Source organism: Streptomyces sp. (assembly GCF_035645055.1).
In the GTDB taxonomy this organism is placed as follows: domain Bacteria; phylum Actinomycetota; class Actinomycetes; order Streptomycetales; family Streptomycetaceae; genus Streptomyces.
On the sequence record NZ_DASQNH010000056.1, the window covers coordinates 75,438 to 89,596 of the forward strand.

Annotated in this window: 16 protein-coding genes; 6 read left to right on the forward strand and 10 right to left on the reverse strand. The window is 72.9% G+C overall.

What is annotated here, in order from left to right:
- Positions 1–27: 27 nt before the first annotated feature.
- Positions 28–531, reverse strand: a complete 504-nt coding sequence (locus VE614_RS19160) for a YbjN domain-containing protein (protein WP_414719607.1) — start codon at positions 529–531, stop codon at positions 28–30.
- 4 nt (positions 532–535) lie between these two features.
- Positions 536–1,873, reverse strand: a complete 1,338-nt coding sequence (gene mshA, locus VE614_RS19165) for a D-inositol-3-phosphate glycosyltransferase (protein ID WP_324938151.1) — start codon at positions 1,871–1,873, stop codon at positions 536–538.
- A 211-nt stretch (positions 1,874–2,084) separates the two neighbouring features.
- Here mshA and VE614_RS19170 point away from each other — a divergent pair, with 211 nt between their 5' ends.
- The 3 genes from VE614_RS19170 (at position 2,085) to VE614_RS19180 (ending at position 5,903) form a co-directional block, all read left to right on the forward strand.
- Positions 2,085–2,939 (forward strand): class I SAM-dependent methyltransferase, encoded by an 855-nt coding sequence (locus VE614_RS19170; RefSeq protein WP_414719605.1) that lies wholly within the window; start codon positions 2,085–2,087, stop codon positions 2,937–2,939.
- A gap of 227 nt (positions 2,940–3,166) precedes the next feature.
- Complete coding sequence (locus VE614_RS19175; protein ID WP_324938154.1) at positions 3,167–4,276, forward strand: C40 family peptidase; 1,110 nt, start codon at positions 3,167–3,169, stop codon at positions 4,274–4,276.
- A gap of 292 nt (positions 4,277–4,568) precedes the next feature.
- Positions 4,569–5,903: a fused response regulator/phosphatase gene (locus VE614_RS19180; protein ID WP_324938156.1), complete on the forward strand. Its 1,335-nt coding sequence runs from the start codon at positions 4,569–4,571 to the stop codon at positions 5,901–5,903.
- Positions 5,904–5,919: 16 nt separating this feature from the next.
- On the opposite strand, the gene VE614_RS19185 is transcribed toward VE614_RS19180, so the two are convergent.
- The 4 genes from VE614_RS19185 to VE614_RS19200 all read right to left on the reverse strand — a co-directional run bounded on the left by VE614_RS19185 (position 5,920) and on the right by VE614_RS19200 (position 8,083).
- Positions 5,920–6,252: a DUF2516 family protein gene (locus VE614_RS19185; RefSeq protein WP_324938159.1), complete on the reverse strand. Its 333-nt coding sequence runs from the start codon at positions 6,250–6,252 to the stop codon at positions 5,920–5,922.
- A gap of 124 nt (positions 6,253–6,376) precedes the next feature.
- Positions 6,377–6,997 (reverse strand): hypothetical protein, encoded by a 621-nt coding sequence (locus VE614_RS19190; protein WP_324938161.1) that lies wholly within the window; start codon positions 6,995–6,997, stop codon positions 6,377–6,379.
- 107 nt (positions 6,998–7,104) lie between these two features.
- The gene (locus VE614_RS19195; protein ID WP_324938164.1) at positions 7,105–7,509 is read right to left on the reverse strand and encodes a helix-turn-helix transcriptional regulator; all 405 of its coding nucleotides are present in this window, start codon (positions 7,507–7,509) and stop codon (positions 7,105–7,107) included.
- 241 nt (positions 7,510–7,750) lie between these two features.
- Positions 7,751–8,083: an ArsR/SmtB family transcription factor gene (locus tag VE614_RS19200; RefSeq protein WP_324938167.1), complete on the reverse strand. Its 333-nt coding sequence runs from the start codon at positions 8,081–8,083 to the stop codon at positions 7,751–7,753.
- A gap of 341 nt (positions 8,084–8,424) precedes the next feature.
- On the opposite strand from VE614_RS19200, the gene VE614_RS19205 reads away from it, so the two are divergent.
- Positions 8,425–8,727 carry a hypothetical protein gene (locus tag VE614_RS19205; protein WP_324938170.1) on the forward strand — a complete coding sequence of 101 codons (303 nt, stop codon included), beginning with the start codon at positions 8,425–8,427 and terminating at the stop codon, positions 8,725–8,727.
- A 13-nt stretch (positions 8,728–8,740) separates the two neighbouring features.
- Here VE614_RS19205 and VE614_RS19210 read toward each other — a convergent pair whose 3' ends face one another.
- Both VE614_RS19210 and VE614_RS19215 read right to left on the reverse strand, forming a co-directional pair.
- On the reverse strand, positions 8,741–9,082 hold the full coding sequence (locus VE614_RS19210; RefSeq protein WP_324938173.1) for a hypothetical protein: 342 nt from the start codon (positions 9,080–9,082) through the stop codon (positions 8,741–8,743).
- A gap of 125 nt (positions 9,083–9,207) precedes the next feature.
- Positions 9,208–9,558: a winged helix-turn-helix transcriptional regulator gene (locus VE614_RS19215; RefSeq protein ID WP_086168904.1), complete on the reverse strand. Its 351-nt coding sequence runs from the start codon at positions 9,556–9,558 to the stop codon at positions 9,208–9,210.
- A gap of 32 nt (positions 9,559–9,590) precedes the next feature.
- Here VE614_RS19215 and VE614_RS19220 point away from each other — a divergent pair, with 32 nt between their 5' ends.
- Positions 9,591–10,553: an NAD(P)-dependent oxidoreductase gene (locus VE614_RS19220; protein WP_324938177.1), complete on the forward strand. Its 963-nt coding sequence runs from the start codon at positions 9,591–9,593 to the stop codon at positions 10,551–10,553.
- Here VE614_RS19220 and VE614_RS19225 read toward each other — a convergent pair.
- The gene (locus VE614_RS19225) at positions 10,510–11,028 is read right to left on the reverse strand and encodes an HAD domain-containing protein (RefSeq protein ID WP_324938180.1); all 519 of its coding nucleotides are present in this window, start codon (positions 11,026–11,028) and stop codon (positions 10,510–10,512) included. The two genes, VE614_RS19220 and VE614_RS19225, sit on opposite strands and share 44 nt — an antisense overlap.
- A gap of 189 nt (positions 11,029–11,217) precedes the next feature.
- On the opposite strand from VE614_RS19225, the gene VE614_RS19230 reads away from it, so the two are divergent.
- Complete coding sequence (locus VE614_RS19230) at positions 11,218–12,048, forward strand: nitroreductase/quinone reductase family protein (RefSeq protein WP_324938183.1); 831 nt, start codon at positions 11,218–11,220, stop codon at positions 12,046–12,048.
- Positions 12,049–12,089: 41 nt separating this feature from the next.
- Here the strand turns inward: VE614_RS19230 and VE614_RS19235 are convergent, their stop codons facing one another.
- Positions 12,090–14,132: an AAA family ATPase gene (locus VE614_RS19235; protein ID WP_324938186.1), complete on the reverse strand. Its 2,043-nt coding sequence runs from the start codon at positions 14,130–14,132 to the stop codon at positions 12,090–12,092.
- Positions 14,133–14,159 lie beyond the last annotated feature (27 nt).

Genomic DNA, 14,159 nt, shown 5'->3' on the forward strand with positions numbered 1-14,159 from the left:
CCGAACGCGCGCTGCCCTTCGGCCCGCTCAGTCCCCCGGCCGCTCGATCAGACGCGTGAACGCGTCGAGATTGCGGGTCGACTCCCCGCGCGACACCCGCCACTCGTACTCCCGGCGGATCGCGCTCGCGAAGCCCAGCTCCAGGAGGCTGTTGAAGGCGCCGTCGGCCGCCTCCAGGACCTGGCCGAGCAGCCGGTCGACCTCCTCCGCGGTGACGGCGGCCAGCGGCAGTCTGCCGGTGACGTAGACGTCGCCGAGCGGGTCGACGGCGTAACTCACGCCGTAGAGCTTGAGGTTGCGTTCCAGGAGCCAGCGGTGGACGCCCGCCTCGTTCTCGTCGGGGTGGCGGATGACGAACGCGTTGAGGGACAGGGAGTGCCGGCCGGCGATCAGCGAGACGGTCGTCGACAGCTTGCGGCTGCCGGGGAGCTTCACCACGTAGTGGCCGGGCTCCGGGCCCTCCCACTCCAGTTCGGCGTCCTTCAGGACGCCCTCGATGATCTGCGCGGCCTGTCGTTGTGCCTCACCCATGGACTCACCCATGGGGCGAGCGTACGCGACGCCGGTGGGCGTGCAGCGCGGCCGTGTAGACCTCCGCGGTGGCCGCGGCGGACGCCTCCCAGCCGAACGAGCGGGCGTGGGCGGCGGCGGCCGCGCCCATCCGGTCGGTCAGGGTGGGGTCGGCGGCGAAGTCGTGCAGCACGCGCGCGTAGGCCGCCGGATCGTGACCCTGGACGAGGACGCCGGTACGGCCGTCGCGGACGGCCACCGGCAGGCCGCCGACGGAGGCCGCGAGGACCGGCGTACCGGACGCCTGGGCCTCGATGGCGACCAGACCGAAGGATTCGCTGTACGACGGCATCACCAGCACGGACGCCGCGCGGAACCAGTCGGCGAGACGGTCCTGGTCGACAGGCGGGCGGAACCGGACGACGTCGGCGATGCCGAGCCGCGCGGCGAGTTTCTGCAGGCCCTCCGGCCTGGCGAGGCCGCTGCCGCTGGGGCCGCCGACGACGGGGACGAGGACGCGGGAGCGCAGTTCGGGGTTGCGGTCCAGCAGCACGGCGACCGCGCGGAGCAGCACGTCCGGCGCCTTCAGGGGCTGGATGCGGCCCGCGAAGAGGGGGATCAGGGCGTCCTGGGGCAGTCCGAGGCGGGCGCGGGCGGCGGCGCGGCCGTCGGCCGGGGAGAAGCGCTCCAGGTTCACGCCGGGGTGGACGACGGCGACCTTGGCGGGGTCGGCGGCGTAGTGCCGGACGAGTTCGCCGGCCTCCTCGGCGGTGTTGGCGATCAGCCGGTCGGCGGCGACGACGATCTGGGTCTCGCCGATGACCCGGGCGGCGGGCTCGGGGGTGTCGCCGTCGGCGAGGCTGGCGTTCTTGACCTTGGCCATGGTGTGCATGGCGTGCACCAGCGGGACGCCCCAGCGCTGGGCGGCGAGCCAGCCGACGTGGCCGGAGAGCCAGTAGTGGGAGTGGACCAGGTCGTAGTGGCCGGGGCGCTGGCCGGCCCAGGCCTGCATCACGCCGTGGGTGAAGGCGCACAGCTGGGCGGGCAGTTCCTCCTTGGCCAGGCCCTCGTAGGGGCCCGCGTCGACGTGCCGGACGAGGACGCCGGGCGCGAGCTGCACGGAGGGCGGGAGGCCGCCGGCGGTCGCCCGGGTGAAGATTTCGACCTCGATGTTGATCGCGGCGAGCCGCCGGGCCAGCTCCACGATGTACACGTTCATGCCGCCGGCGTCGCCCGTGCCGGGCTGGTGCAGCGGGGAGGTGTGCACGGAGAGCATCGCGACGCGGCGCGGCCTGCGGTGCAGCCGCAGCCGCGGGGGTACGGCCGGGGAGCGACGTCCGAGCCTGCCGATGTACTGGCTCACGTGCCGTTCCTCCTTGCTGCGGGCATGCCTGCGCGAGGACGTGCGGGCCCTCCACGAGGGGGAACACCGGAGCTGCCCCCTCCATTTCCACCCCGCCGGTCTTTGCCGAATCATTACCGACTATCGCTCAACCGTTCGAGTGCCGACCGCGTGGTGCCACATCGTCCCGTACGGTCCTGCGCGGCCCCCGCCTCCGCCTACCCTCGAAGGCATGACACCCCGCGCGACGACCCTCCCCCACTCGCGGCCCCGCTCGAGCGGGGCGACCCCCGTCGTGGGAACGGTCACGCGCGGGACCACCAACCCCAACCGGCTGCGCCGCATGGACCGCTGGATCGCGGCCGCGCACGGCGCCGAACTGCGCCGCGCCGCCGCCCCGGTCGCCGTCGACCTCGGCTACGGCGCCGCCCCCTGGACGGCCGTCGAGCTGCTGACCCGGCTGCGGACCGTGACGCCCCACGCGCGCGTGGTCGGGATCGAGATCGAACCGTCCCGGGTCGCGGCGGCACGGCCGTACGAGCGGGACGGGCTCGTCTTCCGGCACGGCGGCTTCGAGGTGCCCGTCGACCGGCGCCCGCACCTCATCCGCGCGGCCAATGTGCTGCGCCAGTACGACGAAACCCAGGTGGCCGCCGTCTGGGAGCGGCTGTGCGCCCGGCTCGCCCCCGCCGACCCGGCGACCGGCGCGCGCGGCGGACTGCTGGTCGAGGGCACCTGCGACGAGATCGGCCGGCGGCACGTCTGGGTCGCGCTCGGCCCCGAGGGCCCGCGCACGGTCACCTTCGCGACCCGCCTCGGTTCCCTGGAGCGCCCCTCCGACCTGGCGGAGCGGCTCCCCAAGGCGCTGATCCACCGCAATGTCCCCGGCGAGCCGGTGCACGCCTTCCTGCGCGACTTCGACCGCGCCTGGGCCGCCGCCGCGCCGTACGCCGCGTACGGCGCCCGGCAGCGCTGGATCCGCGCGGTGCGCGAGCTGACGGCGGACTGGCCGGTGACGGACGGTCCGGCGCGCTGGCGGCAGGGCGAAGTGACCGTGCGCTGGCAGGCGTTGGCGCCGCGCGGCTGACCCGGAGCCGGACCGCCGGGGACGTCCCGCGCGGGCCGCCGGAACCATCCCCCGCGGGCCGCCGGAACGATCTTCCCGGGACGCGCGTCCCACAGTCGGGGGCCACGGGCGTACGGCGGACGGATCCGGTGAGTGATTCACCACCTCTGTCGTTTTCCGCCCGGGCATGGCACGATCCCTCCGACGTCCATAAGTTACTGACGGTAAATCAGGTTGGGGGCAGGGGTATGGCAAGGGGCAAGCGCGGCTTGATCTCGGTGGCCGTGGCCGTCGTCTGCGCGGTCACCGTGCTCGCGGCACCCGGCACGGCGTTCGCGGCGTCCAGCGCCCCCCACCCCGCGCCCACCCCCTCCGCCTCGCCCTCCGCCACCCCCTCGGCGGCCTCGACCGCCGCGCAGGACAAGGAGCTTGAGGCCGTCCGCGAGAAGCTGGACAAGCTGTACCGCGAGGCCGCCTCCGCCACCGACGCCTACAACGCCGCCGAGGAGAAGGCCGAACTCCAGTCGGAGCAGATCGTCGAACTGGCGAAGAAGATCGCCGATGCCAAGAGGCAACTGGCCGGCCTCAAGGACCGCGCGGGCGCCGCGGCCCGCGCCCAGTACCGCTCCGGAGGACTGCCGCCCGAGGCCCGCCTCATGCTCAGCGACGACCCCGACGCGTTCCTCGACGGCACCGGCCGGGTCCTGCAGGGCGAGCGCGCCACCCGGCACCTGATCGAGGAAACCCGCCGCACCCGGCAGGACTTGGAGACGTACTCCGCCGACGCCTCCGCCCAGTGGAAGAAGCTGGAGGCCAACCGCAAGGCCAAGGCAACCGCCCGGAAGAAGATCGAGAAGCAGATCGCGGCGGCGGAAAGGCTGGAGTCCCAGCTGGAGAAGGAGGAGAAGGAGCGGCTGGCCGAACTGGAGCGGGAGGCCGCCCGCAGGGCGCAGAACGACTGGCTGGACACCGGCGTCCTCGACGGCGCCGACGGCACGGCCACCACCCGGGGCGAGCAGGCCGTGAAGTACGCCACGGCACAGATCGGCAAGCCGTACGTCTGGGGCGCCGAGGGCCCCGAGTCGTACGACTGCTCCGGACTGACCTCACAGGCCTGGGCGAGCGCCGGCCAGGGCATCCCGCGCACCTCGCAGCAGCAGTGGAAGCAGCTCCCGAAGGTGGACGTGACGGACATGCGCCCGGGTGACCTGGTCATCTACTTCGACGACGCCAGCCATGTCGGCGTGTACATCGGCGACGGCGCGATCGTCCACGCCCCGCGCCCCGGCCGGACGGTCACGATCGCGGGCGCCGGCTCGATGCCGATCCTGGGGGTCGTACGGCCGGACGCGGGCTGAACCCCGCCGAGGGCCACCCAGTTGGTGACCTGGACCACGTGACCCACCCCACGTGACCCACCCCACGTTCCCGCCGCATCCAAACTCCCCGGCGACGTGACGTTCGTCATTCCGGCAGGTCGGGCGCCCTGTCCAACTGCGGTACGGAACGCGGCATATGACAGCGGCCCGCGACCGGCCGAGGTGCCGCACACCATTCCGCTGCGGCGCCGACACCCGCTATGGTCCCCGTCGGTGGGTCGAGGTCCCTCGCCCCGCCGTGCCCTCGGGGGGAGGGAAGGAACCCAAGACAATGCCCGTACCCGTACCGCGGCAGAGAGCGATCCCGGCCGTGGAGAGTGGTCAGGCGCCCGCCGCGTCCACCGGCGGCCCCTCCGGAGATCCCGGTGCCGTGGCCCCGCGCAAGGAAGACACGGCCCAGAACACCTCCCACACCACCGCCACCGTCCACCACACCAACCTGACGCTGCTGCTGATCGAGGACGACCCCGGCGGCTCGCCGATCGTGCCCGAGCTGCTCGACCAGACCGGCAAGCCCATCCGGGTGCGCACCGCCCGCAACCTCACCGAGGCCGAGCGGCTGCTCACCGACGACGTCCACTGCATCCTGCTGGACCTCGCGCTGCCGGCCCCCGGACGGGCGGGCGAGACCGACGACGAGCTGGCCGTGCTCCGCCATGTGCTGGAGCTGGCGCCCCGGCACGCCGTCCTCGCCCTCACCGCGTCCGGCGACGCCGAGCGCGGCGCGGAGGCGGTCCGCGTGGGCGCACAGGACTATCTGTTCCGCGACGAGCTGGACGGCCGGCTGCTGAGCCGGGCCATTCAGTACGCCGTCGAGCGGAAGCGATCCGACACGGCCGAGCGGCGGCTCGCCGAGGGCCGGATGCGCGCCCAGGAGAACCGCCGCCTGGAGCGCGGCCTGCTGCCGACCCCGCTGCTGGAGGGCTCCTCGCTGCGGTTCGCCGCGCGCTACCGGCCCGGCCGCTCGCGCGCGCTGCTCGGCGGCGACTTCTACGACGTCGTCCGCACCCCCGACGGCACCGTGCACGCCATGATCGGCGACGTCTGCGGACACGGCCCCGACGAGGCCGCGCTGGGCGTGGAGCTGCGCATCGCCTGGCGGGCGCTGACCCTGGCCGGGCTGTGCGGGGACCAGCTGCTGAACACCCTCCAGCAGGTGCTGGAGCACGAGCGGTCCGACGACGAGATCTTCGCGACCCTGTGCACGGTCGACATAGCCCCCGACGGCCGCCGCGCGGGCCTGTGCCTGGCCGGTCACCCGGCGCCCCTGGTCGCCCGTCCCGGCCGCGCGCCGCGCCTGCTGCCGTACGACAACAACGGCCCCGCCCTCGGTCTGCTCCCCGGGGCCCGCTGGCCGCGGCTGCAGGTGGAGCTGGGCGCCGAGTGGAGCCTGATGCTGTACACCGACGGGCTGATCGAGGGCCGGGTCGGCGAGGGCGGGGAGCGGCTCGGCCAGGACGGCATGGTCGAGATGATCAGCCGCCAGCTGGCCGCCGGCCTCACCGGCGAGGAACTGCTGCGGGCCGCCGTGACCGAGGTCCGCGAAATGAACGGCGGCGAGCTGACGGACGACGTGGCGGTGCTGCTGCTGGACCGGGTGCCGTAGGGCACCCGGGGCGGGGTCAGCGGCCGCCGTTGTAGGGCCCGTACGGGCCGTCGCTGCTGGAGCCGCGGCGGGGGCGGCCGCCGCCGGGCAGGCCGCGCAGGGCCGGGCGGACGTCGACCATGTACACGATCGTCGCGATCAGGCCGATGATCGGCAGGAACGACAGGATGCCGAAGATCAGGCTGACCACGAGGGCCAGACCGAGGACGATCAGCCAGAACGGCTTGGTCTGCTTGTCCGCCGCGCGGTAGGCGTCCTCGCGGCGCGTGGCGGCGTCGATCAGCGCGAAGCCGGTGAAAAGGATCAGGGCCAGGTTCAGCAACCACAGGAACCCAGCGAAACCCTGCATCAGCACAACGTCCACCACCCGACTCGGCTCGTCCTTACGCGGTCACCGTACCCGCAACAGGCTTCCGGCTACCCGGACAACGGTCCGGGCACCCCCCGAGTGCCCGGCCGTCCTTCGTGCGCCGTCACTGGGCGGGCGGCGTCGGCTTCTTCGCGGCCGGCTTGCGGGCCGGGGCCTTCTTCGCCGGGGACTTCTTGGCGTCCGGCGCCTCGGCCGCCGCCGGCTCGGCCCCGGCGGGCTCGTCCTTGACCGTGACCGGCTGGACCTTGGGCTCGGGGTCCGGCTCGACGGCCACGGCCAGGTCCTCGATGCTCTCGGCCGCCTCGCCGCGCCAGGTCTTCACGGCCTGCTCGCCGTGCTCCGCGACCTTCTCGTAGGTCTCCCGGGCCTTCACGGCGTACTCGGCGGCGACGCCGACACCGCGCAGGGCCAGGTCCTGGGCGGTCTCGCCCAGCTTCTTCAGATCGACCTTCTTCAGGTCGGCGTCCAGGGCCCCGAACAGCTCCGTGACCTTGGACTGGAGGGTCTCCTGCGTCTCCTTCACCCGGGCGGCGGCCTTCTCCTGGACGGCCTTGGGGTCGGTGTTGCGGACCGCGTCGATGCGGGCCGGGGCCTCCGCGCGCAGCTGCTCGACCAGACCGGGCACCTTCCGGGCCTGCTGGAAGGCCAGGTCGGCGGTACCGGCGGCGAAGTAGAGCGGGGTCGGGTCGCTGAAGGTCTTGCGCAGGTCGTCGGTGATGGCCATGGTGAGGGTCCTCCCGGTTCGATGGCGATCCTTGTCGATCGCTCGTCGATCGCTTTCGGCTGAGGGTGGGCGGTCCGCGGCCGCCGGCCGGTCTTTCCCTGGTCCGGTCAACCGGCCGTCTGCTGCGGACCGGCATCGCTCGCGTCGTCCGGGGCGGTCTCCCCGTGCCCGTTCTCCTTGCGGAACGACTCGTACACCTGGAGCAGCACCTGCTTCTGCCGCTCGTTCAGCGTGGGGTCGGCGAGGATGACCGCACGGGTCTCGACCTCGTCCGGGTCCCGCTCGGCGTCGAGGATTCCGGCACGGACGTACAGCGTCTCCGCGGAGATCCGCAGCGCCTTGGCGACCTGCTGGAGCACCTCCGCGCTCGGCTTGCGCAGCCCGCGCTCGATCTGACTCAGATACGGGTTGGACACCCCGGCCGCCTCGGCGAGCTGCCGCAGCGACAGCTGCGCGCTGCGCCGCTGCTCGCGCAGGTACTCCCCGAGATTGCCGACGTTGAGCGATGCCATACGTCCACCATGCCCCACCCCTGCTAACAATTGCAAGCACCCTGCTTGCAAGAGTGCACGGCGCGTCGGAAGGGCCCCGCTCCCCCTTGTCCTGTCTCTGCGATGTGTAGGCAGTCCCGCTTCTACGGTCCAAGCGGCCGGTCGGCGTCGTACCGGAGGTCCGGACGGATGTGAGCGACCAGGAGGAGCACGATGTCTCCCCAGCCGCCCCACGCGCTGCTGCTGTCCGTCGCCAGTGAGTTCACTTCTTCTCGTCCTTGTCCTTGTCGGGAAGAGTGGGGGCAGCCGCCGCGATGACAGCCGGTGTCAGACGGACATCGAACGGCGCCACTTCGTAGTACTTCATCGCCTTGCCGTCATCGGACAGCTCCAGAGTGCTGGTAACGAGTCCTGCCACTTCCAACCGCTGCAGGTGCATCTGCAGGAGTCGGCGGCTCATGCACAGATCGCGAGCGAGCTGGCTGACGTAGTTCCGCCCCCCGGCAAGAGCCGCGACGACCCGCAGCCGGTGCGGGCTGGCCAGCGCAGACAGCGTCTGCACCACCTCATCACCCGAAAGACGACCTCGGCTCATGTCGACTCCCTTTGGCGCATGCCAGAAAAATTTGCACGTCACCGTTGATCGTCAACAGGTTCACTCGGATGCTGGTCCCACCTGGCTACAACACCGCCGACGGCCACACGGTCGACAGTGACCGGTTGGGCGGAACATCTGATCACCGGCCTGTCCCACTCAACCGTAGGCATCGCAGCTCAGAGCCTCACTCCGCCCACATTTATCTGGGACAGGACACCCCTGCCCGGCCCCGGTTGCCGATCCCCCCGCCCGCGCCATCCTGGAAGGGACGGGACTCAGGGGACTGACGGGACTCAGGGGAACGCCGGTCCCACCCCTTCCACGAGGAGGTGGCACGGATGCCACCCAGCGACCTCGACGGCGGACTCCCTCCGGGCGGCGCGCCGGGTCAGTGCGGCTTCGGACCGTGCCCCGTGTGCAGCGAGGACCGGCAGATGTCGTCCCCCTGCTTCCTCCAGGCCGGGCACGGAGGCGATCACCGGTGCGCGCAGGGCGACGTCTGGGAGCAGGCGGACCCCGGGGCGGCACCGCAGCGCAAGTTCTGCGGCTCGAAGTGCCCGGAGCCCGGCTGCGGCAAGACCTGCACACGGCAGTTCATCCACGAGACCCCTCACATGTGCCCGCTGGGGCACACGTGGTGAAGCGGGGCAGGACTCAGGCGACCTCGAACCCGTTCGTCTGGTGGTCCCGGCGGCCCGAGCCGGGGTTGACGTAGACCAGGACGCTGTGGGACCCCTCGCCGAGGCGGCCCAGGCTGACATAGCCGGTGTCCGGGACCCCGGGATCGAGGTGGCCCGAGGTCCATTCGGGGCCGACGACGTTTCCGTCGCACTCGACCGTGACCCGGGCGTTTCCGCCGACGTCACCGACGTTGACCAGGTCGAAGCTGATCCGGGTGCCGGCGTCGTGGTGGGGGACGACGTGCCCGTCGGGGTTGTCCGCCGGGTCGGGCATGAGCCCGATGCCGCCGTCCGCCAGCTCGAACATCGCTGACATGGCACTTTCCTCCTCTCTTTCCAGCATGGCACCGCCTGCCGCGGGCCGCCCTGCGGGACGGAACACCCACAAAAAAGTGGGTACTTGGCATCGTTCCGTGCCCGTAGGAGGCTGGTCGCGGGTGGTCAGGAGGCCACCACGGGCGCCGCGAGGCGTTCCAGGCGGCGGTGCCCCCAGTCGGAGAGAGGAGCGAGGGCCTCGGACAGTTCACGGCCGAAGCCGGTGAGCGTGTACACCGTCTTCGGCGGCAGGACGGCGAACACCTCCCGGTGCACGAGACCGTCCTCCTCCATCTCGCGCAGAGCCTGAGTCAGCACCTTCTCGCTCAGGCCCGGCAGCTTCCGGCGCAGTTCGGCGGGTCGATGCGGGCCCGATTCCAGCAGCCACAGCAGCGACGTCTTCCACTTGCCGTCGATCACCGAGATCGCGGCGGTCACTCCGCAGACATTCAGGTCCCGGGCCCGGCTGCGCGTCATCTTCGCCCCATTCATTGCGGTTTGTCCGTCAGTTGTGCAGTCAGTTCAGTCAGCTAGTCAGTGCAGTCAGAAACAGCAGGAGCTTCTTCATGTCTACGAACGTCACCGACCCCGCCTCCGCTTCCGTGACCGTCCTCGGACTCGGCCCCATGGGCCGCGCCCTCGCCGCCGCCTTCCTGGCCGCCGGTGTGCGCACCACCGTCTGGAACCGCACCCCGGGCCGGGACGCCGAGCTGGTGGCGAGCGGCGCGGTGGCGGCCGGGTCGGCGGAGGAGGCGGTGGCGGCGAGCGACCTCGTGGTCGTGTGCGTCGTCAACTACGACGCCTCCGACGCCGTCCTGCGGCGCGAGTCCGTCACCGACGCCCTGAAGGGCCGTACGGTGGTCAACCTCAGCGCGGACACCCCGGCCCGCGCCCGGGACACCGGCGAGTGGGCCGCCCGGCACGGCGTCCGCTACCTGGACGGCGCGATCATGACGCCGACCCCCACCATCGGCACCTCCGACGCCGTGTTCCTGCACAGCGGCCCCCGGGACCTCTACGAGGAGCACAAGCCCGTCCTCGATGTGCTCGGCGGCACCCACACCCACCTCGGCGAGGACATCGGCCGGGCGGCCACGTACGACATCGCCCTGCTGGACATCTTCTGGACGGCGATGGGCGGCTACGCGCACGCGGTCGCCGTGGCCCGCGCCGAGGGCGTCTCCGCGCGCGAGCTGGCCCCGTTCGCGCAGGGCATCGCCGCGATCCTGCCGCCGCTCTTCGAGGAGTTCGCGGACGACGTGGACGCCGGTTCCTACTCGGGCGGGCTGAATCCGATCACCTCCGCCGCGTCCACCATGGCGCACATCGTCCACGTCTCCGAGGAGCACGGGATCGAGGCGAGCCTGATGCGGGCGATCGAGGGACAGGCCCACCGGGTGATCGGGCTGGGTCACGGCTCGGACGGTTTCATGCGGGTCGCGGAGGTGCTGGGGCGCACCCGGCGTCCCTGAGCCAGGCCCGCACCGCCGCGAAGTCGGCTTCCCGCATGCCGTGGCGGTGGTCCACGCGGTGCAGCAGGGCCGGGCCGGGGTGGTGTGCGGCCACCCAGGCCCGGTCGGCGCCGGTGATCTCGTCGTCGACCCAGACGAAGGGCCGGCCCGCCGCCCGCGCGACGACCGGACCGGTCTTCCAGTGCCGTCCGCCGGGTGGCGGGTCCTCGGCGCCGGGCGGCACGTCCACGACCGGCAGCGGCGGCAGGCCCAGCCACGGCGCCAGCACGGTGTTCGCGTCGTCCTGCCAGGTCGTCACCCACAGTGGCTCGCACCCGAGGGCGAGCAGGCGGGGGCCGAGCGCCGGGTCCACGCGGTCCAGCAGGGGGTGGCCGGCGGGCGGCGGGCCGTACGGGCCCTCGTGGGCGGGATACGGGCCGTCACCGCCGAACGGGAGCAGGACCCCGTCGACATCGAGGAAGAGCAGCGCGCGCATCCGTCCGACTCTAATGCCCTTGCCCGGCAAGGGAGTCGAGGGCTAACGTCCTCGCCATGACTGCCGGGTCGGCCTCGGGCCACGAGCGAGTTGGGTGCCCGGCCTCCGTATGAGGCCGCGGCGGGCGAGGAGCCCGCCTTCTTCTCTGTGCAAGCGCTGCCAGCGACATCACACAGAGAAGGAAGAGCATTGCCCAACGACTTCAACCAACAGATCATCGACGAGTTCCGGGCCAACAAGGGCCGGCTCACCGGCATGTTCGAGAACGCCCGGCTGATCCTGCTGACCACCACCGGCGCCCGCTCGGGCAAGCCGCACACCACGCCCGTCGGCTATCTGCCCGACGGCGCCGAGCGCGTCCTGGTCATCGCCTCCGCGGGCGGTTCGCCCCGCCATCCGGCCTGGTACCACAATCTCCTCGCCCATCCCGAAGTCACCGTCGAGGACGGCGCGTTCATCTACCGGGCGCGGGCCGAACCGCTGACCGGCGAGGAGCGTGACCAGGCGTTCGCGCGGGCCGTGGAGAGCGACCCGGGCTGGGCGGCGTACCAGGAGAAGACCTCACGGCTGATCCCCGTGGTCGCCCTGTACGAGATCCCGAGCGACGGCCCGCCCACCTTCAACGCCGGTTCCCTGGGCGAGGCGGTCAAGGTCGTCCACGACGCCTTCCGGCGCGAACTCGCCCTGCTCAGACAGGAGATCGCCGGGGCCGGTACCGCCCTCGGCGCCCAGCTCCGCGCCAACTGCCTCACGTTCTGCCACGGTCTGCACAACCACCACACCGGCGAGGACCTGGGCCTCTTCCCGATGATCGAGAGCCGCCATCCGGAATCCGCCCCGGCCATCGCCCTGCTGCGCGAGGAGCACGAGCGCATCGCCGCCCTGGTGGAGGAGCTGCGCGGGGTCGTCGCCGGCCCGGCGGACCCGGCGGCCGTCCGCGCGGAGGTGGACCGGCTGACCAGCGAACTGGAGGCCCATCTGACACACGAGGAGGAACAGCTGATACCGCTTCTCGGCTGACCCGCGATACCCCCGCTCGGCTGACCCGGCTCCCGGCTGGCCTAGAAGGGCAGGGGCCGCCCGTGCACCACCGTCAGCGCCGACACCGCGCGGGTCAGCACCACGTACAGCCGGTGCAGGCCCCGCTGCTCCGCCTCCGCGATCGCGGCCGGTTCGACGGCCACGACATGGTCGTACTCCAGGCCCTTGACCAGGCCGGCGGGCAGTACCGCGACCCGGGCGTCCGCCGCCGGCCCGCCCGTCGTGCCGAGACCGGCGGCGGCCAGGGCCCGGCGCAGCCGGGGCACGTCCGCATCGGCCGCGATCACCCCGACGGAGCCCTCGCCGGCGAGGGCGTCGCGGACGGCCGTGACGACCGCGCCGGGCACGTCGTCGGTCGCGCGGACGGTCAGCTCGCCGTCCCGGCGCAGCGAGCGGGGCTCGGGGACGGCGACGTCGAGGCGTCGCAGGACGCGGTTGGCGAGGCCGAGGACGGCCGCCGGGACGCGGAAGCCGGTGGTCAGCGGGACGACGGCGGCGTCCGGCTTGCCGAGGTGGCGCAGGAGGACGGTCCAGTCGCGGGCGGCCCACGGGGTGGTGCCCTGGGCCAGGTCGCCGAGGACGGTGAGGGAGCCGTAGACCGAGCGGCGGGCTACGGCCCGGCACTCCATCGGGGAGAGGTCCTGGGCCTCGTCGACGACGACGTGGGCATAGCCCTCGGGGTGCTCGATCAGCCCGGCGACCTCGTCGAGGAGCACCAGGTCGGCGGCCGACCAGCGGGCCGACTTCCAGGAGCGCGGCGGGCGCGGCCACAGCAGCGCCTTCTGCTCGTCCGCGTCCAGCAGCCCGTCGGCGGCCTCCGCGAGGGCGGCCGGGTCGGCGAGCAGTCCGGCGACGACCTCCTCGGGACGCGCCCGCGGCCATACGGCGTCCAGCCACGCGCCGAGCGGGCGGGCGCGTTCGATCCGCCGCGCCCAGGCGGTGGTGCGGGGTCCGCCGCGCCGCTCGGCCCGCGCCCGCAGCGCGGCCACCACGCGCGCGCGTACCCGTTCCCGCCCGACCGCGTACGGCGGCTGCTCGGCCCGTACGTCCGCCACGATCGCCCGCAACTCCTCCGCGGGCACCCGCCAGCGGTAGGAGCCGTCGGGCACGGCGAGGGAGTCGGCGCGCGCGTCGGGGCACGCGCGCGCGTAGAGCGCCCGCCGCAGCACCTCGGCCATGCGGGCGTCGTGCTTGACGACGGCGGTGCGCTCGTCGTCGGTCCCGGTGACCGGGTGCCGGGCGATCTCCTCCCGGACGGTGGACTGCCGTACGCCGGTCTCGCCGAGCGCGGGCAGCACCTCGGCGATGTAGTCGAGGAAGGTGCGGTTGGGCCCGAGGATCAGCAGTCCGCCGCGCCGGACGCGCTGCGGGTGGGTGTAGAGCAGATAGGCGGCCCGGTGCAGGCCGACGGCGGTCTTGCCGGTGCCGGGGGCGCCCTGGACGCACACGGAGGCGGTGAGGGCGGCGCGCACGAGGTCGTCCTGCTCGGGCTGGATGGTGGCCGCGATGTCCCGCATCGGACCGACCCGGGGGCGTTCGATCTCCCGGGCGACGATCTCGCTCGCGCGGCTCTCGCCGCGGCCCAGATGCTCGTCCTCCAGGCCGGTCAGATCGGCGGAGTCGCCCCGGCTGCCGGGGGCCCAGCCGAAGCGGCGGCGGACCTCGACGCCCCGCGGGTCGTGGGGGCCGGCCTGGTAGAAGGCGCGGGCGACGGGGGCGCGCCAGTCGACGACGAGCGGCGGGGCGGCCGGGTTCTCGGTGATCCGCAGCCGGCCGATGTGCAGGGGGCCGTGCGCGCCGCCGTGGGCTTCGGGGGCGGCGGGGTCGAAGTCGAGCCGGCCGAAGAACAGCGGGCCTTCCGGGAGTTCGCGCAGTTCCTTGGCACGGCTGCGCAGCCAGTAGCCGAGGACTTCGGCGTCGGCGCCGGAGGCCGAGGCGTCCTCGCCGATGACGACCTGCTCCTGGGCGTCCTCGACCATGGCGGCGAGGGCGGCACGACAGCGGTCGTGGTGGGCGCGTTCGACGTGGAGGGCGTGCTGGAGGGCGGGGTCGGGTGACGTCATTCCAACGAGCGTACTGGATAACGTGAC

Excerpts from the sequence above, each read along its gene's own strand:
- VE614_RS19195 (WP_324938164.1), bottom strand. The coding sequence starts at position 7,509 with ATGGCATCGCTCAACGTCGGCAATCTCGGGGAGTACCTGCGCGAGCAG.
- VE614_RS19215 (WP_086168904.1), bottom strand. The coding sequence starts at position 9,558 with ATGACGCGCAGCCGGGCCCGGGACCTGAATGTCTGCGGAGTGACCGCC.
- VE614_RS19235 (WP_324938186.1), bottom strand. The coding sequence starts at position 14,132 with ATGACGTCACCCGACCCCGCCCTCCAGCACGCCCTCCACGTCGAACGC.
- VE614_RS19200 (WP_324938167.1), bottom strand. The coding sequence starts at position 8,083 with ATGAGCCGAGGTCGTCTTTCGGGTGATGAGGTGGTGCAGACGCTGTCT.
- VE614_RS19185 (WP_324938159.1), bottom strand. The coding sequence starts at position 6,252 with ATGCAGGGTTTCGCTGGGTTCCTGTGGTTGCTGAACCTGGCCCTGATC.
- VE614_RS19170 (WP_414719605.1), top strand. The coding sequence starts at position 2,085 with ATGACACCCCGCGCGACGACCCTCCCCCACTCGCGGCCCCGCTCGAGC.
- VE614_RS19205 (WP_324938170.1), top strand. The coding sequence starts at position 8,425 with ATGCCACCCAGCGACCTCGACGGCGGACTCCCTCCGGGCGGCGCGCCG.
- VE614_RS19190 (WP_324938161.1), bottom strand. The coding sequence starts at position 6,997 with ATGGCCATCACCGACGACCTGCGCAAGACCTTCAGCGACCCGACCCCG.
- VE614_RS19210 (WP_324938173.1), bottom strand. The coding sequence starts at position 9,082 with ATGTCAGCGATGTTCGAGCTGGCGGACGGCGGCATCGGGCTCATGCCC.
- VE614_RS19160 (WP_414719607.1), bottom strand. The coding sequence starts at position 531 with ATGGGTGAGGCACAACGACAGGCCGCGCAGATCATCGAGGGCGTCCTG.
- VE614_RS19180 (WP_324938156.1), top strand. The coding sequence starts at position 4,569 with ATGCCCGTACCCGTACCGCGGCAGAGAGCGATCCCGGCCGTGGAGAGT.
- VE614_RS19175 (WP_324938154.1), top strand. The coding sequence starts at position 3,167 with ATGGCAAGGGGCAAGCGCGGCTTGATCTCGGTGGCCGTGGCCGTCGTC.
- VE614_RS19225 (WP_324938180.1), bottom strand. The coding sequence starts at position 11,028 with ATGCGCGCGCTGCTCTTCCTCGATGTCGACGGGGTCCTGCTCCCGTTC.